Annotated in this window: 28 protein-coding genes; 9 read left to right on the forward strand and 19 right to left on the reverse strand. The window is 60.5% G+C overall.

Features of this window, described 5'->3' with window-relative positions; translation table 11 throughout:
* Nucleotides 1-8: 8 nt before the first annotated feature.
* The 3 genes from BW979_RS26565 to BW979_RS26575 are packed head-to-tail and all read right to left on the reverse strand — an operon-like array spanning nucleotide 9 to nucleotide 1650.
* The gene (locus BW979_RS26565; protein WP_076386381.1) at nucleotides 9-722 is read right to left on the reverse strand and encodes a PilW family protein; all 714 of its coding nucleotides are present in this window, start codon (nucleotides 720-722) and stop codon (nucleotides 9-11) included.
* Nucleotides 719-1180: a type IV pilus modification protein PilV gene (gene pilV, locus BW979_RS26570; protein WP_047230174.1), complete on the reverse strand. Its 462-nt coding sequence runs from the start codon at nucleotides 1178-1180 to the stop codon at nucleotides 719-721. Before pilV ends, BW979_RS26565 begins: the two co-directional genes overlap by 4 nt.
* Nucleotides 1177-1650, reverse strand: a complete 474-nt coding sequence (locus BW979_RS26575) for a GspH/FimT family pseudopilin (RefSeq protein WP_076386383.1) — start codon at nucleotides 1648-1650, stop codon at nucleotides 1177-1179. The genes pilV and BW979_RS26575 overlap by 4 nt, the downstream gene beginning before the upstream one ends.
* A 114-nt stretch (nucleotides 1651-1764) precedes the next feature.
* Here BW979_RS26575 and BW979_RS26580 point away from each other — a divergent pair, with 114 nt between their 5' ends.
* Nucleotides 1765-2280, forward strand: a complete 516-nt coding sequence (locus BW979_RS26580; RefSeq protein ID WP_076386386.1) for a GspH/FimT family pseudopilin — start codon at nucleotides 1765-1767, stop codon at nucleotides 2278-2280.
* Here the strand turns inward: BW979_RS26580 and ispH are convergent.
* The 6 genes from ispH to murJ form a co-directional block, all read right to left on the reverse strand.
* Nucleotides 2257-3204 carry a 4-hydroxy-3-methylbut-2-enyl diphosphate reductase gene (gene ispH, locus BW979_RS26585; protein WP_047230171.1) on the reverse strand — a complete coding sequence of 316 codons (948 nt, stop codon included), beginning with the start codon at nucleotides 3202-3204 and terminating at the stop codon, nucleotides 2257-2259. The genes BW979_RS26580 and ispH overlap by 24 nt on opposite strands.
* Before the next feature lie 128 nt (nucleotides 3205-3332).
* Nucleotides 3333-3776 carry an FKBP-type peptidyl-prolyl cis-trans isomerase gene (gene fkpB / locus BW979_RS26590; protein WP_047230170.1) on the reverse strand — a complete coding sequence of 148 codons (444 nt, stop codon included), beginning with the start codon at nucleotides 3774-3776 and terminating at the stop codon, nucleotides 3333-3335.
* Nucleotides 3769-4290: a signal peptidase II gene (lspA, locus tag BW979_RS26595; protein ID WP_047230169.1), complete on the reverse strand. Its 522-nt coding sequence runs from the start codon at nucleotides 4288-4290 to the stop codon at nucleotides 3769-3771. Before lspA ends, fkpB begins: the two co-directional genes overlap by 8 nt.
* Entirely contained in the window at nucleotides 4283-7114 is a 2832-nt protein-coding gene (gene ileS, locus BW979_RS26600; RefSeq protein ID WP_076386388.1) for an isoleucine--tRNA ligase, read from the reverse strand. Before ileS ends, lspA begins: the two co-directional genes overlap by 8 nt.
* A 13-nt stretch (nucleotides 7115-7127) precedes the next feature.
* Nucleotides 7128-8066: a bifunctional riboflavin kinase/FAD synthetase gene (ribF, locus tag BW979_RS26605; protein ID WP_047230167.1), complete on the reverse strand. Its 939-nt coding sequence runs from the start codon at nucleotides 8064-8066 to the stop codon at nucleotides 7128-7130.
* Nucleotides 8067-8196: 130 nt separating this feature from the next.
* Complete coding sequence (gene murJ / locus BW979_RS26610; RefSeq protein ID WP_076386390.1) at nucleotides 8197-9735, reverse strand: murein biosynthesis integral membrane protein MurJ; 1539 nt, start codon at nucleotides 9733-9735, stop codon at nucleotides 8197-8199.
* A gap of 254 nt (nucleotides 9736-9989) precedes the next feature.
* Between murJ and rpsT the strand changes: the two genes are divergently transcribed.
* Nucleotides 9990-10268 (forward strand): 30S ribosomal protein S20, encoded by a 279-nt coding sequence (gene rpsT / locus BW979_RS26615; RefSeq protein ID WP_003185593.1) that lies wholly within the window; start codon nucleotides 9990-9992, stop codon nucleotides 10266-10268.
* A 182-nt stretch (nucleotides 10269-10450) separates the two neighbouring features.
* Here the strand turns inward: rpsT and BW979_RS26620 are convergent, their stop codons facing one another.
* From BW979_RS26620 to rplU, 5 genes are all read right to left on the reverse strand, one after another.
* Entirely contained in the window at nucleotides 10451-10915 is a 465-nt protein-coding gene (locus tag BW979_RS26620; protein WP_076386392.1) for a CreA family protein, read from the reverse strand.
* Between the two features lie 9 nt (nucleotides 10916-10924).
* Nucleotides 10925-12043, reverse strand: a complete 1119-nt coding sequence (gene proB, locus BW979_RS26625; RefSeq protein ID WP_047230164.1) for a glutamate 5-kinase — start codon at nucleotides 12041-12043, stop codon at nucleotides 10925-10927.
* A gap of 278 nt (nucleotides 12044-12321) precedes the next feature.
* A complete protein-coding gene (gene cgtA, locus BW979_RS26630; protein WP_047230163.1) occupies nucleotides 12322-13545 on the reverse strand; it encodes an Obg family GTPase CgtA in 1224 nt (407 codons plus the stop codon).
* Between the two features lie 190 nt (nucleotides 13546-13735).
* A complete protein-coding gene (gene rpmA, locus BW979_RS26635; RefSeq protein ID WP_003205738.1) occupies nucleotides 13736-13993 on the reverse strand; it encodes a 50S ribosomal protein L27 in 258 nt (85 codons plus the stop codon).
* A gap of 35 nt (nucleotides 13994-14028) precedes the next feature.
* Entirely contained in the window at nucleotides 14029-14343 is a 315-nt protein-coding gene (gene rplU, locus BW979_RS26640; RefSeq protein ID WP_003176051.1) for a 50S ribosomal protein L21, read from the reverse strand.
* A 239-nt stretch (nucleotides 14344-14582) separates the two neighbouring features.
* Here rplU and BW979_RS26645 point away from each other — a divergent pair, with 239 nt between their 5' ends.
* The 3 genes from BW979_RS26645 to BW979_RS26655 all read left to right on the forward strand — a co-directional run bounded on the left by BW979_RS26645 (nucleotide 14583) and on the right by BW979_RS26655 (nucleotide 16541).
* Nucleotides 14583-15551: a polyprenyl synthetase family protein gene (locus BW979_RS26645; protein ID WP_076386394.1), complete on the forward strand. Its 969-nt coding sequence runs from the start codon at nucleotides 14583-14585 to the stop codon at nucleotides 15549-15551.
* A gap of 188 nt (nucleotides 15552-15739) precedes the next feature.
* Nucleotides 15740-16081: a zinc ribbon domain-containing protein YjdM gene (locus BW979_RS26650; protein WP_076386396.1), complete on the forward strand. Its 342-nt coding sequence runs from the start codon at nucleotides 15740-15742 to the stop codon at nucleotides 16079-16081.
* A gap of 202 nt (nucleotides 16082-16283) precedes the next feature.
* On the forward strand, nucleotides 16284-16541 hold the full coding sequence (locus tag BW979_RS26655) for a PA4570 family protein (RefSeq protein WP_047230160.1): 258 nt from the start codon (nucleotides 16284-16286) through the stop codon (nucleotides 16539-16541).
* Nucleotides 16542-16668: 127 nt separating this feature from the next.
* Here BW979_RS26655 and BW979_RS26660 read toward each other — a convergent pair whose 3' ends face one another.
* The 4 genes from BW979_RS26660 to BW979_RS26675 form a co-directional block, all read right to left on the reverse strand.
* On the reverse strand, nucleotides 16669-17286 hold the full coding sequence (locus BW979_RS26660) for an FKBP-type peptidyl-prolyl cis-trans isomerase (RefSeq protein WP_025215564.1): 618 nt from the start codon (nucleotides 17284-17286) through the stop codon (nucleotides 16669-16671).
* 205 nt (nucleotides 17287-17491) lie between these two features.
* Entirely contained in the window at nucleotides 17492-17980 is a 489-nt protein-coding gene (locus BW979_RS26665; RefSeq protein ID WP_047230159.1) for a TIGR00645 family protein, read from the reverse strand.
* 132 nt (nucleotides 17981-18112) lie between these two features.
* Nucleotides 18113-18454 (reverse strand): PA4575 family protein, encoded by a 342-nt coding sequence (locus BW979_RS26670; RefSeq protein ID WP_047230158.1) that lies wholly within the window; start codon nucleotides 18452-18454, stop codon nucleotides 18113-18115.
* 346 nt (nucleotides 18455-18800) lie between these two features.
* Nucleotides 18801-21239: a Lon protease family protein gene (locus tag BW979_RS26675; protein WP_047230157.1), complete on the reverse strand. Its 2439-nt coding sequence runs from the start codon at nucleotides 21237-21239 to the stop codon at nucleotides 18801-18803.
* Between the two features lie 271 nt (nucleotides 21240-21510).
* On the opposite strand from BW979_RS26675, the gene BW979_RS26680 reads away from it, so the two are divergent.
* From BW979_RS26680 to BW979_RS26695, 4 genes are all read left to right on the forward strand, one after another.
* The gene (locus BW979_RS26680; protein ID WP_047230156.1) at nucleotides 21511-21999 is read left to right on the forward strand and encodes a DUF3015 domain-containing protein; all 489 of its coding nucleotides are present in this window, start codon (nucleotides 21511-21513) and stop codon (nucleotides 21997-21999) included.
* 89 nt (nucleotides 22000-22088) lie between these two features.
* Nucleotides 22089-23942, forward strand: coding sequence for an Lnb N-terminal periplasmic domain-containing protein (locus BW979_RS26685; RefSeq protein ID WP_076386398.1), 1854 nt, complete (start codon nucleotides 22089-22091; stop codon nucleotides 23940-23942).
* Nucleotides 23943-24060: 118 nt separating this feature from the next.
* A complete protein-coding gene (locus tag BW979_RS26690; protein WP_047230154.1) occupies nucleotides 24061-24414 on the forward strand; it encodes a hypothetical protein in 354 nt (117 codons plus the stop codon).
* A gap of 70 nt (nucleotides 24415-24484) precedes the next feature.
* Entirely contained in the window at nucleotides 24485-24976 is a 492-nt protein-coding gene (locus BW979_RS26695) for a GreA/GreB family elongation factor (protein ID WP_047230153.1), read from the forward strand.
* Between the two features lie 242 nt (nucleotides 24977-25218).
* Here BW979_RS26695 and ettA read toward each other — a convergent pair whose 3' ends face one another.
* Nucleotides 25219-26883, reverse strand: a complete 1665-nt coding sequence (ettA, locus tag BW979_RS26700) for an energy-dependent translational throttle protein EttA (protein ID WP_047230152.1) — start codon at nucleotides 26881-26883, stop codon at nucleotides 25219-25221.
* Nucleotides 26884-26958 lie beyond the last annotated feature (75 nt).

Consider the following 26958-nt stretch of genomic DNA (forward strand, 5'->3'; position numbering starts at 1 on the left):
AGTCGCCCTCACAGAAGCCGGTTGCGCAAAGCGGCAACCACGTTGAAGGTCTGCTCACGCACGTTGTTCTTCGGATCAAAGAGCGTGAGGGTCAGGCGCACGCTGCGGATCAGGGCCGGATTGCTCGGGTTGCGGCTGTAGCTCGATGCCGCGATGTCTGTCGCGCTGCTGGCCACCCCAAATGTCACATCGAATGCCCGGACGTTATCCACCAGCACCGCCTGGGTCGGGTTGCCAGCCCCGGTGCCCATCAACAACTGGTTATTGCTGAAACTGTAGACCAGCCGCCGTATCGGAAACGCCATTTGCCCGGCCGCCGGTAGCCGCGCCCCGGTATAGGCGGTCGCCGTGTTACGACAATCCGAGATGACGGTCCAGGTCGGCACGCCGCCGCTGTTGCCGACATCTGTCGTCACCAGGGTCAGCTTCAGATTGGCATTGTCCCAACTGATCGGCGTGACCTTGCTGGCATTGAAATCCCCCGCCGAGGACGCGTCGAGGACGGTCTCCAGGCAACCGAACATGCCCACCATGCGAAGCTCCTGGACCATCTTGCTCAGAGCGAACCGCGCATCCTCCTGCATCACCGCCGCCGCGCCCTGGCTGACGTAGGTGTTTTTGGCGGCGATGAAAATCTGCACCACACCCAGCACGACAATCAGGCTGAGCACCAAAGCGATCATCAGCTCAATCAGGCCGAATCCCCGGCAATGCCTGTTCATGGCGTCGCCCCGGGTGGGTCGACGGCGACGCGACTGGTCAGCACGAAACTGCGGCGAGCCTCGGCGGCGTTGGTCGTGTTGGCGGCCCGGGCGTCGTCCCAAGAGATGGTAATGGTGTAGACCCGCTGGTGCAGCGCAACAGTGCCGGTGGCCGTGGCGCCGCCGAAGCTGACGATGTTGGTCTTGAAATCGTAGAGATCCTGGTCCCGGGCTACGTTGAGATTGGGTGAACTGGGCGGCGTGACCGTGTAATCGGCGCCGGAGTTGGCGCGAATGCGGTCGAGCATGTCGTAGGCGATGAAGCTGGCCTGGCTGGTCATGCGCGAGCTGTCGGTATATTTGAGGGCATTGAGCTGAACCATCGCCGCTCCCAGCAAGCCCACGCCAAGAATCAGCACCGCCACCAGCACCTCGATCAGTGTCATGCCATCCTGTGCCTGTTTACTGCAACCCTTCATCCGCAACTTCCACCCAATACGATTCGTCCATTGAGGCAAACACTCAGTGTCCTGCTCTGCGCCCCCCTTACATAATTGAAAGTCACCGGCGTGGCCGGTGCCGACAACCCGCCGAGGTTGTTGAAATCAATGCTGGTCACGTCTGAGGTTAGCGTCAGAGTCGCGCCGCTGCTCATCGCTGGAACAACCCGCAATACATTGGGCTCAGCGCCAGTACTGTCATACACCGTCAGCTCGCTGCTCCATACGCTGCCCTGGACCGTGGGGCGAATCCGTGTGGTGACACCACGGTCGATCGCCGTCATCCGGGCGAAGTTCAGTGCCCGGCGCAGGTCGCCAATATCGGTATCGGCCTTGGTGCCCTGCACCGAACCGGTAAGGGCCGGTACCGCCAGGGTGATCAGGAGCAGCAGCACGCCAAGGGCGACCAGCACCTCAATCAGCGTGAAACCTTTTGTACGAAGATCCATCGATGCCCTCCGTCGCCATTGGCTATACCTGCTTCTACACGCTAGAACAAACGACTGCCTGTGGCGAGGGAGCTTGCTCCCTCTCTACAACAAGCTCTCCAGGGAGGAGACGTCATGTATCAACAGGGCTTTAGCCTGATCGAACTGCTCATGGGACTGGCGATTGCCGCGATTGTTCTGCCGTGGGCCGGTTCCGGATACAAAGCCCTGGTGGAATCCACTGACCGCGACGACGCCGCACGGCTGCTGGCCAGCGGTCTGCGCAGCGCCCGCAGCGAAGCAATCACGCGCAATCGGACAGTGACGATTCAAGGAATAGACAACGATTGGAGCCTGGGCTGGCAAATCATGCTGGACGGCGATGACCAGCCACTGCTGACGCAGCACAGCCGCCATGCTCGAATCATTGGCAACGGGCCGGTAAAACACTCGGTGAGATTCGCAAGCCAGGGGGAGCCGCTCCTGCCCAGCGGCGCATTTCAGGCGGGAACGTTACACGTTTGTGCACACCATAAGCCGGTCAGTCACCACCAGGTGGTCCTGTCGCGCAGCGGCCGCGTCAGCCTGCGCAGCGAGAAAACCGAGCAGGCCTTGTGCGAAATGGACTCAAAGCAAGGAGCGCACGCGTAGTTCCTTGGGCATGGAGAAGGTGACGTTCTCCTCGCGACCGGACAATTCATCGGCACCGGTTGCCCCCCAGGCCTGCAGTTGCTGGATCACGCCGCGCACCAACACTTCCGGCGCTGAAGCACCGGCGGTAATGCCGATACGCTCGACGCCGTCAAACCAGCTGCGCTGCATGTCTTCAGCGCCGTCGATCAGGTACGCCGGAGTGGACATGCGCTCGGCCAGCTCACGCAGGCGATTGGAGTTGGAGCTGTTCGGGCTACCGACTACCAGCACGACATCACACTCGTCGGCCAGTTGCTTGACCGCATCCTGACGATTCTGGGTGGCGTAGCAGATGTCATCCTTGCGTGGCCCACCGATGGCCGGGAAGCGCGCACGCAGGGCGTCGATCACTCGACTGGTATCGTCCATGGACAGGGTGGTCTGGGTGACAAACGCCAGCTTTTCCGGGTTACGCACCTGAAGGGCGGCGACGTCCTCTTCATCCTCGACCAGGTAGATCGCGCCACCATTGCTGGCGTCGTACTGGCCCATGGTGCCTTCGACTTCCGGATGGCCCTCGTGGCCGATCAGGATGCACTCACGACCGTCACGGCTGTAACGGGCCACTTCGATATGGACCTTGGTCACCAAGGGGCAGGTCGCGTCGAATACCTTCAGGCCACGGCCGGCGGCTTCGGTACGCACTGCCTGGGAAACCCCGTGGGCACTGAAGATCACGATGACGTCGTCTGGCACCTGGTCCAGTTCCTCGACGAAGATCGCCCCGCGGCTACGCAGGTCTTCGACGACAAATTTGTTGTGGACCACTTCATGGCGCACATAGATGGGCGGCCCGAAGACTTCCAGGGCGCGGTTGACGATTTCGATCGCCCGGTCCACGCCGGCGCAGAAGCCACGGGGGTTGGCGAGTTTGATTTGCATGCTGTGCCTCGTGTCTGTGGGAGCGAGCCTGCTCGCGATGCGGCAGAACAGTCAACTCGATGGTGGCTGTGATTCAGCCATCGCGAGCAGGCTCGCTCCCACAGGTATGGTGGGGGCGGTAACTGCCGTTAAATCTCAACTGCCTTGACGTCGATGATTTCCACTTCGAAATTCAAGGTCTTGCCCGCCAACGGATGGTTGAAGTCCACGGTCACCTGGGCGTCGTCGAACGCCTTCACCACGCCCGGCAGTTCGGTATTGGCCGCATCGTTGAAGATCACCAGCAACCCTTCGGACAGTTCCATGTCCTGGAACTGCGAGCGTGGCATGGTCTGCACGTTTTGCGGGTTGGGCTGACCAAAGGCGTTTTCCGGTGGAACCACCACGGTGCGCTTGTCACCGGCCTTGAAACCGAAGATCGCCGCCTCGAAGCCCGGCAGCAGGTTGCCGTCGCCAACCTTGAACACGGCCGGAGCCTTGTCAAAGGTGCTGTCGACGGTGTCGCCGTTTTCCAGGTGCAGGGCGAAGTGAAGCTTCACTTCAGTGTTTTGAGCGATACGCTGCTCAGTCATGGACGGCTTCTCCGGGTTTCTTGCTCTTGAACATGTCCAGGGCGAGCATTACGGCGCCCACGGTGATGGCGCTGTCGGCAAAGTTGAACGCCGGGAAATACCAGCGGTTCTGCCAATGCACCAGGATGAAATCGATCACGTGGCCCAAGGCAATCCGGTCATAAAGATTGCCCAGCGCGCCCCCAAGCACCAATGCCAGCGCCACGGCCAGCCAGGTCTCATCGCGACCCAGGCGTTTGAGCCAGACCACCAGCACGCCGCTGACCACGACAGCGATCAGGGCGAACAGCCAGCGCTGCCAGCCCGAACTGTCGGCCAGGAAGCTGAACGCCGCGCCCGTGTTGTAAGCCAGGGTCCAGCTGAAGTAGTCGGGGATGACCACGATCTGCTGGTACATGGTCAGCGAGTTTTCGAAGTGGAACTTGCTGGCCTGGTCAATGACCAGCACCAGCAAGCTCAACCACAGCCAGCTCAGCCGGCCGAAACGGCTCGCCACGTTAGACGCACTAGGCATAGTGACGAACCTCACCAGTGCCGCTGATGTTGTCGACGCAACGGCCGCAGATCTCCGGATGCTCCGGATTCACGCCGACGTCTTCGCGGCAGTGCCAGCAACGGGCACACTTGGTGTGGTTCGACTTGACGATCTTCAGCTTCAGGCCGCTGACTTCAGTGACGACCGCATCGGCCGGCGCCTGCACCAACGGTGCGACACTGGCGGTGGAAGTGATCAGCACGAAACGCAGCTCGTTGCTCAGCTTGGCCAGATCGGCACTCAGGGCTTCTTCGGCGTAGAGCGTCACTTCGGCCTGCAGGTTGCCACCGACGGCCTTGGCCGCGCGCTGGATCTCCATTTCCTTGTTGACCGCCGCCTTGACCGCCATGATCCGGTCCCAATAGGTACGGTCCAGCTCGAAACCTTGCGGCAGTTCGGTCAGGCCTTCGTACCAGGTGTTGAGCATCACCGACTCGTTGCGCTCGCCCGGCAGGTACTGCCACAGCTCGTCGGCGGTAAATGCCAGGATCGGCGCGATCCAGCGCACCAGCGCTTCGCTGATGTGGAACAGCGCGGTCTGGCACGAACGGCGCGCCTTGCTGTTGGCGCCAGTGGTGTACTGACGGTCCTTGATGATGTCGAGGTAGAAACCACCCAGCTCCTGCACGCAGAAGTTGTGGATCTTGGAGTAGACGTTCCAGAAACGGTACTCACCGTAATGCTCCTGCAATTCGCGTTGCAGCAGCAGGGTACGGTCCACGGCCCAGCGGTCCAGCGCGAGCATTTCTTCGGCCGGCAGCAGGTCGGTGGCCGGGTTGAAACCGGTCAGGTTCGAGAGCAGGAAGCGCGCGGTGTTACGGATCCGCCGGTAGGCGTCCGCGCTGCGCTGCAGGATCTGCTCGGAAACGGCCATCTCCCCGGAATAGTCGGTGGAGGCGACCCACAAGCGCATGATGTCGGCGCCCAGGGTGTCGTTGACCTTCTGCGGGGCGATCACGTTGCCCAGGGACTTGGACATCTTGCGGCCGGACTCATCGACGGTGAAGCCGTGGGTCAGCAACTCGCGATACGGTGCGTGGTTGTCGATGGCGCAACCGGTCAGCAACGAGGAGTGGAACCAGCCGCGGTGCTGGTCCGAACCTTCCAGGTACAGGTCAGCACGCGGACCGGCTTCATGGCCCATCGGGTGCGAGCCACGCAGCACATGCCAGTGAGTGGTGCCGGAATCGAACCAGACGTCCAGGGTGTCGCTGATCTTGTCGTACAGCGGCGCTTCGTCGCCCAACAGTTCGGCGGCGTCCATCTTGAACCAGGCTTCGATGCCTTCGACTTCGACGCGCTTGGCCACCTCTTCCATCAGCTCGACGGTGCGAGGGTGCAGTTCGCCGCTTTCCTTGTTCAGGAAGAACGGGATCGGTACGCCCCAGTTACGCTGGCGGGAGATGCACCAGTCAGGACGGTTGGCGATCATCGAGTGCAGCCGCGCCTGGCCCCAGGCCGGCACGAACTTGGTGTCCTCAATGGCTTTGAGGGAGCGCTGGCGCAGGGTGTCGCCAGTGGCTGGCTGCTTGTCCATGCCGATGAACCACTGCGCGGTGGCGCGGTAGATCAGCGGAGTCTTGTGGCGCCAGCAGTGCATGTAGCTGTGTTCGATGACGGTGGTGTGCAGCAGCGCGCCGACTTCGGTCAGTTTGTCGACGATGGCCGGGTTGGCTTTCCAGATGAACTGGCCGCCAAAGAACTCCAGCGACGGCACGTACACGCCATTGCTCTGTACCGGGTTGAGGATGTCGTCGTTGACCATGCCGTACTTCTTGCAGGTCACGAAGTCGTCAACGCCATAGGCCGGCGCGGAGTGAACCACACCAGTGCCTGCGCCCAGCTCTACGTAGTCGGCCAGGTACACCGGCGACAGGCGGTCATAGAACGGATGACGGAAATTGATCAGTTCCAGCGTCGAACCTGGCGCGGTAGCCAGCACCGAGCCTTCGAGGTTGTAGCGGGCCAGGCAGGACTCGACCAGTTCTTCGGCCAATACCAGCAGCTTGTCGCCAACATCGACCAGGGCGTAGTTGAATTCCGGGTGAACGTTCAACGCCTGGTTGGCCGGGATGGTCCACGGGGTGGTGGTCCAGATCACGATCGACGCCGGTTTGCTCAGCTTGCCCAGGCCGAAAGCGGCGGCGAGCTTGTCTTCATCGGCGATCGGGAACGCGACGTCGATGGTCGACGACTTCTTGTTTTCGTACTCGACTTCCGCCTCGGCCAAGGCCGAACCGCAATCGAAGCACCAGTTCACGGGCTTGAGGCCCTTGAACACAAAGCCGCCCTCGACGATTTTCGCCAAGGCCCGGATTTCGCCGGCTTCGTTTTTGAAGTCCATGGTCTTGTAAGGGTTGGCGAAGTCGCCCAGCACGCCGAGGCGGATGAATTCGGACTTCTGCCCTTCGATCTGCTCGGTGGCGTAGGCACGACACAATTCGCGAGTCTTGTCCGCGCCCAGGTTCTTGCCGTGGGTCACTTCAACCTTGTGCTCGATCGGCAGGCCATGGCAATCCCAGCCCGGGATATACGGCGCGTCGAAACCCGACAGGGTCTTGGAGCGCACGATCATGTCCTTGAGAATCTTGTTCAACGCGTGACCGATGTGGATCGTGCCGTTGGCGTACGGAGGGCCGTCGTGCAGGACGAACTTCGGACGATCCTTGCCAATCTCGCGCAACTTTCCGTACAGGCCAATGCTGTCCCAACGCTGCAGAATCTGTGGTTCGCGCTGAGGCAGGCCGGCCTTCATAGGGAAGGCGGTGTCCGGAAGGTTTAGCGTGGCTTTATAGTCGGTCATTTAAGGCTCTTCATTAGCGATTGGCGCTGGTTGCGACAAGGGCACGGGCGGCGGCGATATCTGCATGGATCGCCGTCTTGAGCGCCTCCAGAGAGGCAAAACGCTGCTCTTCACGCAGCTTTTGGTGGAAAACCACCGTCAAACGCCGGTCATACAGATCGCCGGCAAAATCCAGAACATGTACTTCGAGGTGGGCCTTGCCATCCCCTTGGACCGTGGGCCGGACGCCGATATTGGCGACACCGGGCCAGGTCTTGCCGTCGATCTCGACACTCACCAGGAACACCCCGGTCAGCGGTACACGACGACGCTTGAGTTGCACGTTGGCCGTCGGCGTGCCCAGTTGGCGCGCCAGTTTCTGCCCGTGCAGGATCCGTCCGGCAATCCGGTATGGCCGGCCGAGCAAACGCTCGGCCAATTCGAAGTCGGCAGCCGCCAGGGCATTGCGGACCTGGGTACTGCTGACGCGCATGCCATCCATCTCGACGGTCTGCGCCGCTTCGACGGTAAAGCCCCGGGCCTTGCCGGCCTGTTGCAGGTAATCGAAATCCCCTGCCCGGTCGCAGCCGAAACGGAAATCATCACCGACTTCCAGATGTTTTATGTCCAGACCGCCCACCAGGATGGTCTCGACGAATTCGGCGGCACTGAGTTTGCTCAGGCGCTGATTGAAGGCCAGGCACAAGACCCGGTCGACGCCTTCGGCGGCCAGCAGATGCAGCTTGTCCCGCAGCCGGGCCAGACGGGCCGGCGCGGTGTCCGGGGCGAAAAACTCCCGGGGTTGCGGCTCGAAGATCACCACGCAACTGGGCACGCCCAATTCCTGGGCACGCTCGCGCAACCGCGCCAGGATAGCCTGGTGGCCACGGTGAACACCGTCAAAGTTGCCAATAGTGGCGACACAGCCCCGATGCTGGGGGCGCAGGTTGTGGAGGCCTCGAACCAGCTGCATAACGCGCTTCTTGCTCATAAAGTGGCCGATTATAACCACACCCGGCGGCCGACGACAGGCAACACCGTAACCCAAAGTGATCGAGCCGACAAAACCACTGCCCGGCCCGGGATTATCGAGGGTAAACCCCTCAGCTCAAGCCCTTGCGGTTGAAGTCGCGCAGGCGAAAGCCCATCAGCAGCAGCATGCCGAAATACGCCACCACACCCGCCGCGACCAGTACACCCAGGCGCAGGAAACGCTCGAGCATCTGTCCTTCACCCCAGGCTGGCATGAAATGCATCGCCCCCAGCAGCACCGCCGACATCACCCCCACGGCCACCAGCAGCTTGAGGCCGAACTTGCCCCAGCCCGGCTGCGGCTGATACATCTTCTGCTTGCGCAGTTGGTAAAACAGCAGCCCGGCGTTGAGGCACGCGCCGGCACTGATCGCCAGGGCCAGGCCAGCGTGGGCCAGCGGGCCGATCAGCAACAGGTTGAACAATTGGGTCATCACCAGGGTAAAAATGGCGATTTTCACCGGCGTGCGAATGTTCTGCTGGGCGTAGAAGCCTGGCGCCAGCACCTTGATCACAATGATCCCGAGCAAGCCCACCGAGTAAGCGATCAGCGCACGCTGGGTCATCAGCGCGTCAAAAGCGTTGAACTGGCCGTACTGGAACAACGAGACGGTCAGCGGCTCGGCCAGGATGCCCAGCGCCAGGGCACAAGGCAACACCAGCACGAAGCACAGGCGCAGGCCCCAGTCGAGGATGCGCGAGTACTCCTGGCGGTCCTGGCTGGCGTAAGTCTTGGCCAGGGTCGGCAACAGGATCGTGCCCAGGGCCACGCCCAACACACCGGACGGCAACTCCATGAGGCGGTCGGCGTAGTACATCCACGACACCGAGCCGGCCACCAGGAACGAGGCGAAAATGGTGTTGATGATCAGGGAAATCTGACTCACCGAAACCCCGAGGATCGCCGGCAACATCTGCTTCATCACCCGCCACACGCCGCTGTCGCGCAGATTCAGGCGCGGCAGCACCAGCATGCCGATTTTCTTCAGGTGAGGCAGCTGATACAGCAACTGCGCCAGGCCACCCACCAGCACCGCCCAACCAAGTGCCATCACCGGCGGGTCGAAGTACGGTGTCAGGAACACCGCAAAGACGATCATGCTGACGTTGAGCAGGGTCGGCACGAAGGCTGGCACCGAGAAACGGTTCCAGGTATTGAGGATCGCCCCGGCCAGGGACGACAGGGAAATCAGCAATATATAAGGAAAGGTCACCCGCAACAGGTCCGAGGTGAGCTGGAATTTTTCCGGGGTATCGGTAAAACCCGGAGCCGTGGCCCAGATCACCCAGGGCGCGGCGAGCATGCCGGCGACCGTAACCAGCGCCAGCACCAGCGTCAGCAAACCCGTGACGTAGGCAATGAACGTGCGGGTCGCTTCGTCGCCTTTCTGGCTTTTATATTCCGCCAGGATCGGTACGAAGGCTTGGGAAAACGCCCCTTCGGCGAAGATTCGCCGCAACAGATTGGGCAACTTGAAGGCGATGAAGAAGGCGTCGGTGGCCATCCCGGCACCGAATATCCGAGCGATCAGCGTGTCACGAACGAACCCCAGGACGCGTGAAAGCATCGTGATAGAGCTGACGGCAGCCAACGATTTGAGCAGATTCATGAAAAGAGTTTTTGCCTGTCGATAAACAGCAGGCGAACAACGCGCCCACTTATGCGATACTCCGCGCCGCTAAACAGTGCAGAGCCAAAGCCCGCGAGTTTACAGGTCGCACGCCGGAAAGAAATCATCCGGTGCGTTGTACCTGCCATTCAGCGGAACGCGTCACCCGCCCTTGACAAGACATCAACTCATCGGCATGATTCGCGGCCTATTTTGTTTGCTATTTCCTAAAAAGTCTTTCGAGGAGCTCGACGGTGGCCAACACACCTTCCGCCAAAAAACGTGCAAAACAGGCTGAGAAGCGTCGCAGCCACAACGCCAGCCTGCGTTCCATGGTCCGTACCTACATCAAAAACGTAGTTAAGGCCATCGACGCAAAAGACGCTGAAAAAGCACAAGCTGCTTACGTTCTGGCTGTGCCAGTTATCGACCGTATGGCCGATAAAGGCATCATCCACAAGAACAAGGCTGCTCGCCATAAGAGCCGCCTGAATGGCCACGTAAAGGCCCTGAACGTTGCCGCTGCTGCCTAAGCGACGCGCTCGTTAAAAAACCGACCTTAGGGTCGGTTTTTTATTGCCTGGGATTTACCACACATACCGCAAAAAAATGTGGGAGCGAGCCTGCTCGCGATAGCTGACTAACACTCAATACAAGTTGACTGTTATATAGCTATCGCGAGCAGGCTCGCTCCCACACTGGGATTTGCCTCAGGTTATTGGGTACGAGCCCACGGCAGGATCGGGATCGCCGTCACCGCATTCTGCGGACTGCCTTCGATCACACGGTCGCTGTAGACCAGGTACACCAGCGTATTACGCTTCTTGTCGAGGAAGCGCACCACCTGCATGGTCTTGAATACCAACGACGTGCGCTCCCTGAACACCTCCTCGCCGTCCTTGAGCTCCCCCTTGAAGCTGATGGGGCCGACCTGGCGGCAGGCAATGGATGCCTCGGCGCGATCCTCAGCCAGACCCAGGCCGCCCTTCACACCACCGGTCTTGGCCCGGGACAGATAACACGTCACCCCGTCCACCTTCGGATCATCGAAGGCCTCAACGACGATCCGGTCATTTGGCCCGACAAACTTGAACACCGTCGACACTTGGCCAATTTCCTCGGCCGAGGCCAGCAGCGGCAATGCCACCAGCAAGCCGATCAATCCTTTTGCCAAACCCATGATTTTTCCTTAGACGAGAATCAGGTTGTCACGGTGAACCAGCTCTGGCTCGGCCATGTAACCCAACAGACCGACAATCGCATCAGACGATTGACCGATGATTTTTTGTGCTTCGAGCGCGCTGTAGTTGGCCAGGCCGCGAGCGATTTCGCGACCATCCGGCGCCACGCACACCACCATTTCGCCGCGACGAAAACTGCCCTGGACCAGCTTCACGCCCACCGGCAGCAGACTTTTATTGCCTTGGGACAGCGCCGACACCGCCCCCGCATCCAGCACCAGCGTGCCACGGGTTTGCAGATGCCCGGCCAGCCATTGCTTGCGCGCCGCCAGCATGCCGCGCTCAGGGGACAACAATGTGCCGATGCGCTCGCCCGCCTTCAGGCGATCCAGCACTCGCTCCAGCCGACCACCGACAATGATGGTGTGAGCCCCGGAGCGAGCAGCCAGACGGGCGGCGCGCAGCTTGGTCTGCATGCCGCCACGCCCCAGCGCACCACCGGTACCGCCTGCCACCGCGTCCAGCGCCGGATCATCGGCACGGGCTTCGTAGATCAGCTTGGCATCAGGATTGTTGCGCGGGTCGGCGTCGAACATGCCGTCGCGATCCGTGAGAATCACCAGCAGATCCGCCTCCACCAGGTTCGCCACTAACGCGGCCAGAGTGTCGTTGTCGCCGAAACGAATCTCGTCGGTAACCACAGTGTCGTTTTCGTTGATCACCGGGATGACTTTCAGCTCGACCAGCGCACGCAAGGTGCTGCGGGCATTGAGGTAGCGCTTGCGGTCGGACAGGTCGTCATGGGTCAGCAGGATCTGCGCCGTATGGCGACCGTGCTCGGCAAAGCTCGACTCCCAGGCCTGCACCAGCCCCATCTGACCGATGGCGGCAGCGGCCTGCAACTCGTGCATCGCGCTGGGTCGCGATGTCCAGCCCAACCGGCTCATGCCAGCGGCTACAGCCCCCGAAGAGACCAAGACCAGTTCGACGCCAGCCTCATGCAAAGCCACCATCTGCTCGACCCACACCGCCATTGCTTTGCGATCCAGGCCCTTGCCATCCGCCGTCAGCAATGCGCTGCCGATCTTCACGACCCAGCGCTGCGCACCCGTCACCTTGCTCCGCATCATCTTCAACCTTTGCCAGCGAACGGCGCGACCCAGCACCGCCCATGGGATTATTCGTATTTGCGTTTTACAGATACCAAAACGCCGCTCGAATGAGCGGCGCCTTGGAAACTGGCTGGTTGCGATGATAACACCGCGCTGAAACACTTAAACCTGTGGGAGCGAGCTTGCTCGCGATTGCATTGGGTCAGCAATATTGATACCGGCTGTCACACCGCTATCGCGAGCAAGCTCGCTCCCACAGGTCCTGGCTTCAACTGAGTGGCATCAGCACACGATCAGTCGCGAACGTAGATGATTTCCGGACCGTCTTCGTCATCCACGTCTTCTTCGTCCCAATCGTCGTCACCGATGTCATGGACCGACTTCACGCCGCTGCGACGCAGGGCACGCTGATCATCCAGCGCCTGCAACTGAGCACGCGCCTCGTCTTCGATACGCTGATCGAGCTCGGCCAACTCTTCCTTGTAGGCAGGGTCATTGGCCAGGCGATCGGCACGATCTTCCATGTAACGCATGATGTCGTGGCACAGGCGCTCGGTGCCTTCTTTGGCAATGGCCGAGATCACGTAGACCGGACCTTCCCACTCCAGGCGATCAACGATTTCCTTGACCCGCTCCTCGTGCTCTTCTTCGAGGATCTGGTCGCACTTGTTCAGCACCAACCAGCGATCACGCTCTGCCAGGGCCGGGCTGAACTTGGTCAGCTCGCTGACAATGACTTCAGCCGCATCAGCAGCACTGGTTTCATCCAGCGGCGCCATGTCCACCAGGTGCAACAACAACCGGGTACGGGACAAGTGCTTGAGGAAGCGAATCCCCAGGCCAGCACCATCGGAAGCACCTTCGATCAGCCCCGGAATGTCCGCAACCACAAAGCTCTTCCAGCGGTCGACACTGACCACGCCCAGGTTCGGCACCAGGGTGGTGAACGGGTAATCGGCGACTTTCGGCTTGGCTGCCGATACCGAGCGAATGAAGGTGCTCTTGCCGGCGTTCGGCAGACCCAGCAGGCCCACGTCGGCCAGCACTTTCATTTCCAGCTTCAGGTCACGCTGCTCGCCTGGCTTGCCTGGCGTGGTCTGGCGCGGCGCACGGTTGGTACTGGACTTGAAACGGGTGTTACCCAGACCGTGCCAGCCACCATGGGCCACCAGCAGACGCTGGCCAGCCTTGGTCAGGTCGCCAATGACTTCCTGGGTGGCGGAGTCGATCACCGTGGTGCCGACCGGCACGCGCAGGATCAGGTCTTCGCCCTTTTTGCCGGTGCAGTCGGTGCTGCCGCCATTGGAGCCACGCTCAGCATCGAAGTGACGGGTGTAACGGTAGTCCACCAGGGTGTTGAGGTTTTCGTCGGCGAGCATGTAGATCGAGCCGCCATCGCCGCCGTCACCACCGTTCGGACCACCGTTCTCAATGAATTTTTCTCGACGGAAACTCATGCAACCATTGCCGCCGTCGCCGGCCTTTACTCGAATCGATACTTCATCAACAAACTTCATGACACACGCCTCTCGCCATACGGACGAGCCAAAAAAACAAGACATAAGACTCTTGCAAAAATGAGCGCAGCGACCTGATGACACGCCCCAACCGCAGCGCCGACAGCCCATACAAACAGTTTTGCAAGAGACTCACCCCACAAACGAAAAAGCCCCGTCGCAAGACAGGGCTTTTCCAGCGGTCTCGCAATTAAGCTGCGATAACGCTTACGTAACGACGACCGAAGGCGCCTTTTACTTCGAACTTGATCACGCCTTCGACTTTAGCGAAGAGGGTGTGATCCTTACCCATGCCTACGCCGTAGCCAGCGTGGAATTGGGTGCCGCGCTGACGCACGATGATGTTGCCCGCTTTGATAGCCTGGCCGCCATACATCTTGACGCCAAGGCGTTTGGCTTCTGAGTCGCGACCGTTACGGGTACTACCACCAGCTTTTTTGTGTGCCATGAGTTCAATTCTCCTAGTGAGGAATTAGGCTGAAATTAAGCCTGAATACCGGTGATTTTGATCTCGGTGTACCACTGGCGGTGGCCCATACGCTTCATGTGGTGCTTACGGCGACGGAACTTGATGATGCGGACTTTATCGTGACGACCTTGGGAGATCACTTCAGCCACAACGGTAGCGCCAGCAACGACTGGAGCGCCGATATTCACGTCATCGCCATTGGCGACCAACAGAACGCGATCAAAAGTCACGGATTCGCCAGTAGCGATTTCCAGTTTTTCGATCTTCAGGTATTCACCTGGGGCGACCTTGTATTGCTTGCCACCAGTAACAATTACTGCGTACGACATGGTATTTCTCCGATAATCCTGCTCACCCAGCGCTTTATAAGAAGAGGTATTGGCTGGCATGGCTGCATGGGCTGGAAGGCCCGGATGCAATTGCGTAAGGCAGGTGCTGCCCAGGAAGTTCAGGGTGCGCGATTGTACGCAAGCCGCAAGCGCCTTGCAAGAGGCCGTCCATCGCGCCTTGACAGGCCCAGGCGTGGGTCCTAGCATGCCGCGCAACCCTTCTGGAGCACCTGTCGCTGATGCAACCCCAAGCTTTCTACCGCGCGGTGGCGGACGATTTTAGCGCCGTCGACGGCATCATCAAGAAGCAGCTGACTTCCCGAGTGCCGCTGGTATCGAAAATCGGCGATTACATTACTTCGGCCGGGGGCAAACGCCTGCGTCCTTTGTTGGTGCTGTTGTGTGGCAAGGCCTTGGGCCGCGAAGGCGACGACATGCGCCTGCTGGCCGCCACCATCGAATTCCTGCACACCGCGACCCTGCTGCATGACGACGTGGTCGACATGTCCGGCATGCGCCGCGGCCGCTCGACCGCCAACGCCATGTGGGGCAACGCCCCAAGCGTGCTGGTGGGCGACTTCCTGTATTCGCGCTCGTTCGAAATGATGGTCGAGCTGGGCTCGATGCCGGTGATGAAGATCCTGTCCCAGGCCACGCGCATCATCGCCGAAGGCGAAGTGCTGCAGCTGTCCAAGGTGCGCGACGCCAGCACCACGGAAGAAACCTACATGGAAGTCATCCGCGGCAAGACGGCGATGCTCTTCGAAGCCTCGACCCACAGCGCCGCCGCCCTGGCCGGCGCCAGCGCCGAGCAAAGCGAAGCGTTGCGCACCTTTGGCGATCACCTGGGCGTGGCCTTCCAGTTGGTGGACGACCTGCTGGACTACAAGGGCGACGCCGAGACTTTGGGCAAGAACGTCGGGGACGACCTGGCCGAAGGCAAGCCGACCCTGCCGCTGATCTACACCATGCGCGAAGGCACCCCTGAGCAGGCAGCACTGGTACGCCAGGCGATCCAGAAAGGCGGGATCGAAGACCTGGAGAGCATCCGGGAAGCGGTTGAAGCCTCCGGCTCGCTGGACTACACCGCAAAACTGGCCCGCGACTACGTCGCCCGCGCAATCAAATGCCTCGACGCCCTGCCGGCCAGCGAATACCGCGATGCGTTGGTGGAACTGAGCGAGTTTGCGGTGGCTCGCACCCATTGATGGCATGAAGCCCCTGTGGGAGCGAGCTTGCTCGCGATAGCGTTGGGTCAGTAAGCTTGATGCTGATTGGCAGACCGCTATCGCGAGCAAGCTCGCTCCCACAAGGGTATTTCACTGCCCTGCCCTTCGCGGCCTAAAACCCTATATAATGTGCGCCCTTTTACCCTCCTGATACCCAAGGAACCTTAGTGAGCACGTTGCCTCCCTGCCCGAAATGCAATTCCGAATACACCTACGAAGACGGTACTCAACTGGTCTGCCCGGAGTGTGCCCACGAATGGTCTGCCAGCGGTGAAGCTGAAACGGCGTCCGATGAGACGGTGAAGAAGGATTCGGTCGGCAATGTCCTGCAGGACGGCGACACCATCACCGTGATCAAGGACCTGAAGGTCAAAGGCACGTCGCTGGTTGTCAAGGTGGGCACCAAGGTCAAGAACATCCGTTTGTGCGATGGTGATCACGACATCGACTGCAAGATCGATGGCATCGGCCCAATGAAACTCAAATCCGAGTTCGTCAGAAAAGTCTGAGCCGTGTGTATTCCATCCCACGCCCCGCGTGGGATGGTGCTTTACCCTCCCCGCTCCACCCCCCATTTACGCCTCCGAGCCAAGCGCGAGCCGATTGAGCTGCCGCAACCCACCGTCAGAAAAACAATTCGAACACCAATAGAGCCTTGCTATTTAGCGAATAAGAATTATTCTCATAACGCCCATCAAGGAGATGAGAACCATGACTTATTTGATCGATGCCTGGCTGGACCGCCCACACCCTTACCTGAGAATCCTGCATCGGGAAACCGGGGAAGTCTGTGCGGTGCTTGAAGAAGAAGCCCTGAACGAACTGCAGGACCAGGGGGATCTGGACCTCAACAGCCTCAATTCCAGCGAGCCGCTGGTGCTCAAGGAACTGGTGCGCAATCTGTTCCTGTTCTGTTACGCCCGGGCGTTGCGCCCTACGGCGGATTTCAATGGCAGGTTTCATGGATGAAGCGCGCAAACCCTGTGGGAGCGAACCTGCTCGCGATAGCGGTGTGACATTCAACATCAATATTGACTGACCGACCGTCATCGCGAGCAGGCTCGCTCCCACAAAAGCCTGCTTAAGCGTTGATGCCTTACAGAACGTCCAACAGCTCGACGTCAAACACCAGTACGCTGTGCGGCGGAATGCTGCCAACGCCTTGAGCGCCGTAAGCCAGTTCGCTTGGCACGTACAAACGCCATTTGCTGCCGGCGTTCATCAATTGCAAGGCTTCGGTCCAGCCTGGGATCACGCCACCCACCGGGAATTCGGCAGGCTGGCCACGATCGTAGGAGCTGTCGAACACAGTGCCATCGATCAGGGTGCCATGGTAATGGGTACGCACCTGGTCTTCACGGCTCGGCTTGGCGCCTTCGCCCTGAGTCAGCACTTCAAATTGCAGGCCCGAGGCCAGGGTGGTGATGCCTTCGCGCTTGGCGTTTTCAGCCAGGAATGCACGACCTTCGCCAGCGGCGGCTTCTGCCTTGGCGGCAGCTTCGGCCTGCATGATTTCGCGAATGACTTTGAAGCTGGCGGACATCTCGTCCTGGCCCACACGGCTCGGCTTGCCGGCGAAAGCGTCGGTCAGGCCAGCCAGGATTGCGTCCAGGCTAACGCCCGGTGGCGGGTTGTCGCGCAGTTGGTCGCCCAACTGACGGCCAATGCCGTAGCTGACGCGGGTTTCGTCGGTGGACAGGTTAACTTCGGACATGATGCTGCTCCGCTGTGCGGACGGCTCGGGAATTTGCCGTGCTTGACACAGCGCCTCCCGGAGCGCCCGGAACCAAAAGGGCGAGCAGACTAGCACAGATGCCGCAGCGGGTGACGAGCCCCCTGATCAAAGCGCCGCCACCAGAAACGACAACGCCCGCCTGCTTTGCAACAGACGGGCGGTGCGCCGCAGCGATGAACGGACCTCAGTGCTTGGTCAGTTTATCGAGGTAACCCATGGCAAACGCCGAAACCACGAAGGTCATGTGGATGATCACGTACCACATCAGGTGCTCGGGATCGACGTTCTTGGCATCCATGAAGATGCGCAGCAGGTGAATCGAGGAAATGGCAACGATCGAGGCCGCAACCTTCATTTTCAGCGAGGACGAATCCATGGTCCCGAGCCAGTTGAGCTTTTCCTTGTCGGAATCGATGTCCAGTTGCGAGACGAAGTTCTCATAGCCGGAAATCATCACCATCACCAACAGGCCGCCCACCAGCGCCATGTCGATCAGCGACAGCAGCACCAGAATCAGCTCGGATTCGGCCATGGCAAACACATTGGGAATGATGTGAAAGACTTCCTGGAAGAACTTCAGGGCCAGGGCCAGCAAGCCGAGGGACAGCCCGAAATAGATCGGCGCCAGCAGCCAACGGGAGGCGTACATTGCATTTTCGATAAAGCGTTCCATTGAGTCTCACACCAGGGCTGAAAAATCGCGGCGAGTATATCAGTCACGACCTGGGTCATAAACGCCAGGCCCATCCGCGACTTCAGCCCTTGGAGCTAAACCGTACTGCCAGCGCCCGCACGATGACGGCTTTCAATGCAACGGGCGAAACTCGAAGCCGTCAACGCTGCGACAACGGCCTCCATTGATTTCCCGCAATTGGGCCTGCATGTGCAGGCACCAGATCTGCGGGTCGTCGGCCAGCTCATAACCATGCGTTGTCAGGCTTTGCACAATGGTGTCGAGAATGGACTCAGCGGCATTCGGGCCGGGAAAAGGGCCTTGGGCCTTGATGGCCGAAGGTTGTTCGCCAGCCATTCCGGCGGCGAAGAGTAAGGTCCACATACCGGTATCTCCCGCCAGCGGACGGATGGCGCATTCGATACGGGTCACAAGGCCCAGGCATTGACGAGTGAGGCAAAGGTTGCGCGACATGGCGGCGCCCCTCGATAGATCCGGTATTCAGCCTCAGGACAAGGCTGTTTCGATCCGATGATGGCTCTCGTTATCCTTGAACTGAGGATAGAAGAAAAGTTCCGGCCGCAAGTCCCGCCGAGACCAGAATGCGCCGAATGGTCATAGTGTGAATATTGACGCCAAAGTGGTGGCACTTTTTAGCCATCACCACAAACAATTGTGGGAGCGAGCCTGTGGGAGCAAAGCTCGCTCGCGATGACGTCGTCACAGACAACACCTCTGTTGGCTGTAAAACCGCTATCGCGAGCAAGCTTTGCTCCCACAAAGCTCGCTCCCACATTGACTTACTCCGACCTGGAACGCATCAAGCCGGCTTGGCCTCCGCCAGCGCCTGTTGCGCCAGTTCCTTTTCCGCTTCCTTGATGTCGTCTTCGCTGATCATCTCCGCGATCACCCGCAGCCGTTCCACCACCCGGGCATTGACGCTCCCTTCGGGGAACTCACCGTTTTCATCCGGCTCGCCGGCCGGCTCACCCACCAGCAGGCTCAGGGCTTCGTCGGCCTGGCGCACCGCATAAACGTGGAACTGCCCGGCGCGCACGGCGGCGAGCACCTTCTCGTCGAGCATCAGGGTGGCGACGTTGGCCTGGGGGATGATCGCCCCCTGCTCGCCGGTCAGCCCACGGGCTTCGCAGAGGCGGAAGAAGCCTTCGATCTTCTCGTTGACCCCGCCCACCGCCTGCACTTCACCGAACTGGTTGATCGAGCCGGTGATAGCGAAACACTGCTTGAGCGGCGTCTTCGACAAGGCAGAAATCAGCGTGCACGCCTCACCCAAGGACGCGCTGTCGCCGTCCACGTAGCCGTAGGATTGCTCCAGGGCGATGCTGGCCGAGATCGCCAGAGGAAACTCCTGAGCGTACCGGCTGCCCAGGTAACCGGTGAGGATCATCACGCCCTTGGAGTGGATCGGCTGGCCGAGGTTGACCTCTCGCTCGATGTCGACGATGCCGCTGCCGCCGGGGTAGACCGTGGCGGAAATCCGCGCCGGCACGCCGAACGCCGAATCCCCCACCTCCAGCACCGTCAAGCCGTTGCACTTGCCTACGGCCGCGCCGTCGGTGTCGATCAGGATGATTCCCGCCAGCATGTCGTCGAGGATCCGCGCCGAGACGCGCCCGGTGCGGGTGGCCTTGGCCTTGAGGGCGCGTTCGATGTGACCGGCATCAGTCATCTCGTCACCGGCCAACTGACGAATGAAATCCGCCTCGCTGACCAGCTGGAACAGATCGCCAATCCGCGCCGACAAACGCCCCTGATGTTCGGCCAGGCGCGCACTGTAGGTGGCCAGGCGCGCCACCGCATCGGCGGTCAACGGGGCCATGCCCTCCTCCGAAGTACGGGTCTTGAGCAACTGGGCGAACTGCTCCAGGCTTTCATCCCCCATCGGAATGTCTTCGTCGAAATCCACCAGCACGCGAAACATTTCCTGGAAGTCCGAATCCAGGTCCTGCAAGGCGTAGTAGAGCTGGCGGGCGCCGATGATCACCACTTTGACTTGCAGTGGAATGTGCTGCGGGGTCAGGGTGACCGTGGCCAGACGCCCCAGCTCGCCCAGTGGCGACTCCATTTTCAGTTTGCGCGATTGCAGGGCACGTTTTAGTGCATCCCACACGAACGGCTCGCCAAGCATTTTTTCTGCTTCAAGGATCAGGAAACCACCGTTGGCCCGGTGCAACGCCCCCGGGCGCAGTTGTCGATAGGTGGTGTAGAGCGCGCCCTGGTCAGTGCTGTACTCAATGCGCCCAAACAGGTTGTCGTAGGTCGGGTGCGGTTCAAACACCACCGGCGCGCCACCGCTGGTTGGGTGCCCTACCATCAGGCTCGGGGCGTATTGCTCCTCCAGGAGCTTGCGGGCAATGGCGTCGGTCTTGCTGTCATCCACCAACTGCTCGACCACCGTTTTGAGCAAGTAGACCTGCATGGCTTGCAAGTAACCGCAGACCGCGGCGTTCTCTGCGTACTTTTCCGACAGCGGCGCCAGCAACGGTTGCAGGGCCAGGGTGATGGTTTCTTCGTTAAGTTGACGCAACTGGTTGCTGGACTCACGCTTCCACTGCGGCAGGCTGGCGAGCTCTTCGTTCAGGCGTTCTTCCAGGCCCGAGATGTCGTCATGAAAACGCTCGCGCTCGGACTCCGGCAACTGGGCGAATTCCGCTTCGTCCAGGGCCTTGCCCTCGCTCATCGGCGTGAAGGCGATGTTACTGCTGTCGCGGTACAGGGCGACATCCTTCTCCAGCGCCAGGCGCTCGATGACATCCAGGGCACGGTCGTAGCGCTGGTTGAAAGCACGGTCGATGGCGCTTTTTTTCTGTTGGTAGGACGGGTGCTCGAACACTGCCGGGAAAGTCGCCAGCAGGTTGTCGATCAGGCCGTTGATGTCGGCGATGAAAGCCCCCGCCGTACCCGATGGCAGCTCCAGGGCGCGGGGTTCGCGGGGCTCATCAAAATTATTGACGTAGACCCAGTCCGCCGGGGTCTGCATACGCTTGCCTTCGGCCTTGAGATAACGCTTTACGAACGAAAACCGGCCAGTGCCGGGCTCTCCCATGACAAATACGTTGTAACCGGGGCGCGGCATGGCCACGCCGAACTGCAATGCTTCGACCGCACGCTCCTGGCCAAGCACACCGCGGAAGGGTTCCAGATCATTGGTGGTAGAGAAGCTGAACTGTTCAGCGGAAAACGGGCGGGTCAGCGCTTCGGGCGCTAGACGCAAGCTGGCAGCAACAGGATCAGGCATCGGGCTTCCTTACATCAGGCGGGGCAGATAGCGGCATTCTGGCGCTGCCTGCACCTGACTGGCAAGAAGCGCCTCAGGCCAAAGCATAGTCCAGGGGCATCCCCTGAGCCCGAGCCCGTAATTCATGACACTGCTGTTACTTTTTGCAAAATGTCACGGAACCCCAGGATCGTGCCTAAACTCCAAATTGCGCGGCTGGAACAATAACCGGCCCACTGGCCTGTAGGGTCAGACCCTGTCCATTGGTATGCACATAAAAGAGAACATAGCTATGAAACGGATTCTTCTCGGTACTCTCTTCACCGCTGTATCCCTCAACGCCATGGCTCAGGCGCCAGGCGGTCCGGATTGCGGCTGGGGCAACATGCTGTTCGAAGGTCAGCGTGGCACCCCGGCTCACTTCCTGGCATCCACCACCAACGGCACCTCGGGCAACGCCACCTTCGGCATGACATCCGGCACCAACGGTTGCTCGACCAACGCGGCACTGACCTACGGTGGCAAGTCCTGGCTGGCCATGAATGGCATGATGAACGAGCTGTCCGAAGACATGGCCAAGGGCCAAGGCGAAGCGCTCACCACCTACGCCGTAGTACTGGGCGTGGCACCGGAAGACCGTGCGCATTTCTCCGCTGTCACTCACGAGCACTTCCAGCAGATCTTCAGCAAGGCTGATGTGACCGCAGAAGACGTGCATACCAACACCCTGGCCGTGCTGAAAAGCGACCCACGCCTGGCCAAGTACGCCACTCCAGCTTAAGCTCGACACCACTCGCTCCTCTCGGGGAGCGGGTTTTCTTTTTGGGGCCCCTTCCGGTCTTTATTTTTCGATTGTCCAAGTAGCCAACTATGCTCAAACGCCTTGCCTGGCTGGCGCTCTGTGTGTGCGCCCCGTTGTCCGCCGCACCTCATGTCGACCCTCAACGCTTGCAGCAACTGGCCAACGACCGTTTCTGGATTTCCCTGGGCCACTACGAAACCGCCAAGCTCGGTGGCTGGCGCAGCTATATCAGCGACAAAAGATTTTTCCTCGCTCCCGACGGCAACGAACATCCCGACCACGAACTGGCCGCCACGGTGCAAGCGCTGTACGGCCCGGCCAGTGCTGGTCAGCAACACGCCCAATGTGTGTACCCGGCGCGAACACGCTGGCTGAAGGCGCAGCTCAACCTGACGGATCTGCCGACGGTTGACTGCAGCGAATTCACCCAATGGTTCAAGGACGTCGCGCCCCACAGCGCGGTGATGATTTTTCCGGCCGCCTACCTGAACAGCCCTTCTTCGATGTTTGGCCACACCCTGCTGCGCATCGACCAGGCCGATGTGCAAAGCGACAAGACCGCGCTGCTCAGCTATGCGATCAACTTCGGCGCCTACATCGAAGGCTCGGACAACAGCATTCTGTATGCCTGGAAAGGCCTGATGGGCGGTTACCCGGGCCTGTTCGCCCTGGTGCCCTATCAGGAAAAGCTCTCCGAGTACCGCAGCCTGGAAAACCGCGACCTGTGGGAATACCGCCTCAATCTGAGCCAGGTGGAAACCGAGCGCATGGTCGAGCATGTGTGGGAACTCAAGCAGATTGAGTTCGACTATTTTTTCTTCGACGAAAACTGCTCCTATCGCCTGCTCGAACTGCTGCAAGTGGCCCGTCCCAGCCTGCGGCTGACCGAACAGTTCCCGTTGACGGCGATTCCCACCGACACCGTGAAGGCGGTGAAAGAAGCCGGGCTGGTGGAAAGCATCGAATACCGGCCCTCCCGTGAGCGGGAACTGCTCAGCCGCGCCGAACCACTCACCGACGACGAGCAGCAGTGGGTGCTGAAAGTCAGCGCCGACCAAAAACAACTGCAGACTTCAGCATTCAAGGCATTGCCTCGCGCTCGCCAGGCGCTGATCATCGACGCCGCCTATCGCCTGGAGCGCTACCGCGCCAACGGCCAGGAACGCAACCCACAGCGCGCCCAGCGCAGTTTCGAACTGTTGCGGGCGATCAACCAGAACCCCGCGCCGGAACTCGACATCCCGCAACCGGGCCTGCCCGAGGATGGCCACGAGTCGCGCACCTGGCAGGCTGGCCTCGGCACTCGTGGCGACCGGGCGTTCGGCGAATATGGCCTGCGCATGGCCTATCACGACCTCAACGACAACGCCGAGAGTTTCCCGTTGGGCGCACAGATCGAGATCCTGCAACTGAAGCTGCGCCAGTACGAAGGCAATGACTGGCAGGTGCAACAGCTGGACCTTGCAACCATTCGCTCCCTGACTCCGCGCAACGAACTGCTGCAACCGCTGTCCTGGCAAGTCACCGGCGGCCTGGAGCGGGTGCCGGGCAAGCACGACGACGAAACCCTGGTCAGCCACGTCAATGGCGGAGCCGGCGGCACCTGGGCACTGGGTGACGACATGCTGGGGTTCGCCTTGGGCACGGTGCGGGTCGAACACAACAACGACTTCGCCCAGTTCATCGCTCCGGCCGCAGGCTTCAACACTGGCGTGCTGTGGAAAAACCCGCTGGGCAACTTGAGCCTGGAGGCCAAAGGCGACTATTTCATCAACGGCGAAGTGCGCCGTAGCGTGAGCCTGAACCAGCAGTGGGAACTGTCACGCAACCTCGGTCTGCGCCTGAGTGCCCAGCGCGAGTTCAGCCATCTGGCGTCACCGGAGAACGAAGTGATGCTGGAGGTGAAGTGGTATCACTATTGACTGGGGCATACCCCGCACTCACCTAAGCGAACAGATTCATCACAGCGCTTTCACATCGGCCTGACGAATCCACTTCTAAACTTCTCTTATGAGTGGATCAGGCAGGAATGCAAAAAAAATGAGGCGCGCGGTGGTGCTGAGTGTGGTGATGTTGCTCGGTGGCTGCGAAACCACCCACGAAAACCTGATCGCCCGGGGTTACCCTCCGGCATTCGCCGACGGCTTTGATGACGGTTGCAGCAGCGGCCGGCAGGCAGCCGGCGTGATCACCGGCCAGTTCAGGAAGGACGTGCCACGGTATCTCAAGGACGCTCCCTATGCCGAAGGCTGGAGCGACGGTTTCCGTCAATGCCAGGCCATGCGCGAAAGTGAGGAGCGTAACGCTTACCGCGAACGCCATTGGGACGAGCGAGAACGGGCCTGGCAGCAGCAGAAGGACCAGGACGCCGCCCGGGCTTATCGCTCACAGTGAGTCGCGTACAGACATCCGCTGAAACCAAAAGCCTGCGACCATGGCCCAAACTCCAATAGAGGAGAACATCATGAGTCGCGCCTTCGTCAATGAGGACAACGCCGCTGCCCAGGCCGATCAGCCGGTCGAACGCCAGGTCAGCGCGCAACCCAATTACGTCACGCCCGCCGGACTCGCCCAATTACAGGCCCGGGTCGCTGAGCTGCAGGCGCTGCACAGCCAGCAGGTGGCCAGGGGAGAACTGGCGGACAAGCAGCGAATCGCGGATATCGAACGGGATCTGCGGTATTTCAATCAGCGTTTGCAAAGCGCGCAGGTCGTTACGCCAACCTCATTGGATCAGGTGCGGATCGGGCATTGGGTGACCTTTGTCGATGAGCATGACCACGAGCAGCGAGTGCAGTTGGTGGGTGAAGATCAGGCCGATGCGGCCAGCGGACTGGTCAATTGGGGCTCGCCGCTGGGGCGGGCGTTGCTGGGGACGAAAGTTGGCGATGAAGTGATCTGGAAACGGCCGGTGGGGGATTTGACCATTGAAGTGGTGGCGATAGAACCGGGGTGATCTTGCCGGCCTCATCGCGAGCAGGCTCGCTCCCACAGGAATCGCGCCCCACCGTGCAGCTTGTGACTGACCCAAACCAGTGTGGGAGCGAGCCCCACCGTGCAGCTTGTGACTGACCCAAAACCACTGTGGGAGCGAGCCTGCTCGCGATGGCGGCGGGTCAGGCAACTTACGCTGGCTGATCCACCACTATCGCGAGCAGGCTCGCTCCCACAGGGTTTGTCGCTCGGTCGCCGGCCGAATCAGGCCAGCTTCTTGTGCCTTACGCGGTGTGGCTGGGCAGCGGCTTCGCCCAGGCGTTTCTTGCGATCGGCCTCATACTCGGTGTAGTTGCCTTCGAAGAACACCGCTTGCGAGTCGTCTTCGTACGCCAGGATGTGGGTCGCCACACGGTCGAGGAACCACCGGTCGTGGGAGATCACAATCGCTGCGCCCGGGAAGTCCAGCAGGGCTTCTTCCAGGGAACGCAGGGTTTCGACGTCGAGGTCGTTGGACGGTTCGTCGAGCAGCAGGACGTTGCCGCCCTCCTTCAAGGTCAACGCCAGGTGCAAGCGACCGCGTTCACCACCGGACAGGTCCTTGACGAACTTCTGCTGGTCGCCGCCCTTGAAGTTGAAGCGCCCCACGTAGGTGCGCGACGGAATCTCATAGTTGCCGATGCGGATCTGGTCGGAACCGTCGGAGATCTGCTGGAACACGGTCTTGCTGCCGTCCAGGTCTTCGCGGCTCTGGTCGACACAGGCCAGCTGCACGGTTTCGCCGATTTCGATGGTGCCCGAATCCGGTGTTTCCTTGCCCATCAGCATGCGGAACAGCGTGGATTTACCCGCACCGTTACCACCGATCACACCGACAATGGCGCCTTTGGGCATGGCGAACGACAGGTTGTCGATCAGCACGCGGTCGCCATAGCCCTTGGTGACGTTCTTGAATTCGATGACCTTGTCGCCCAGGCGCGGACCGGCCGGGATGTAGATCTCGTTGGTTTCACTGCGCTTCTGGAATTCCTGGGACTGCATTTCCTCGAAGCGTTGCAGACGTGCCTTGGATTTGGACTGGCGGGCCTTGGCGCCTTTGCGCACCCACTCCAGTTCTTCCTTCATGGCTTTTTCATGGGCCGACTGCTGCTTGGATTCCTGGGCCAGACGATCGGACTTGGCTTCAAGCCAGCCCGAGTAGTTGCCTTCGTAAGGAATACCCGCGCCGCGGTCCAGTTCCAGGATCCAGCCGGCGACGTTGTCCAGGAAGTAACGGTCGTGCGTGATCGCGACCACAGTGCCCGGGAAATCGTGCAGGAAGTGTTCGAGCCAGGCGACAGAATCGGCGTCCAGGTGGTTGGTTGGCTCGTCGAGCAACAGCATGTCCGGCGCCGACAGCAGCAGGCGGCACAGAGCCACACGACGCTTTTCACCACCAGAGAGGTGTTCAACCTTGGCATCCCAGGCCGGCAGGCGCAGCGCATCGGCGGCGACTTCCAGCTGGCGATCCAGGTTATGGCCATCGCTGGCCTGCAGGATCGCTTCGAGCTTGGCCTGTTCGGCGGCCAGCTTGTCGAAGTCGGCATCCGGTTCGGCGTAGGCCGCGTAGACCTCGTCCAGGCGCGCCTGGGCATCCTTGATCACGCTGACCGCCTCCTCGACCACTTCCCGTACGGTCTTGGTCGGATCCAGCTGAGGCTCTTGAGGCAGGTAACCGATGTTCAAGTCGGGCATCGGACGGGCTTCACCGTCGAACTCGTTGTCGACACCGGCCATGATTTTCAGCAGCGTGGACTTACCCGAACCGTTGAGGCCCAGTACGCCGATCTTGGCCCCGGGGAAGAACGACAGTGAAATGTTTTTCAGGATTTCCCGCTTCGGCGGAACAACTTTGCTCAGCCGATGCATGGTGAAGACGTATTGAGCCATGGTGAACCTAGCGTCAGTGACAGGTGAAAAGAACGGGCCAGGCCATGCGCGGCGCCGGCGCTTGACGGTTATCAA

Source organism: Pseudomonas sp. A214, assembly GCF_900156295.1.
GTDB classification, from domain to species: domain Bacteria; phylum Pseudomonadota; class Gammaproteobacteria; order Pseudomonadales; family Pseudomonadaceae; genus Aquipseudomonas; species Aquipseudomonas rhizophila.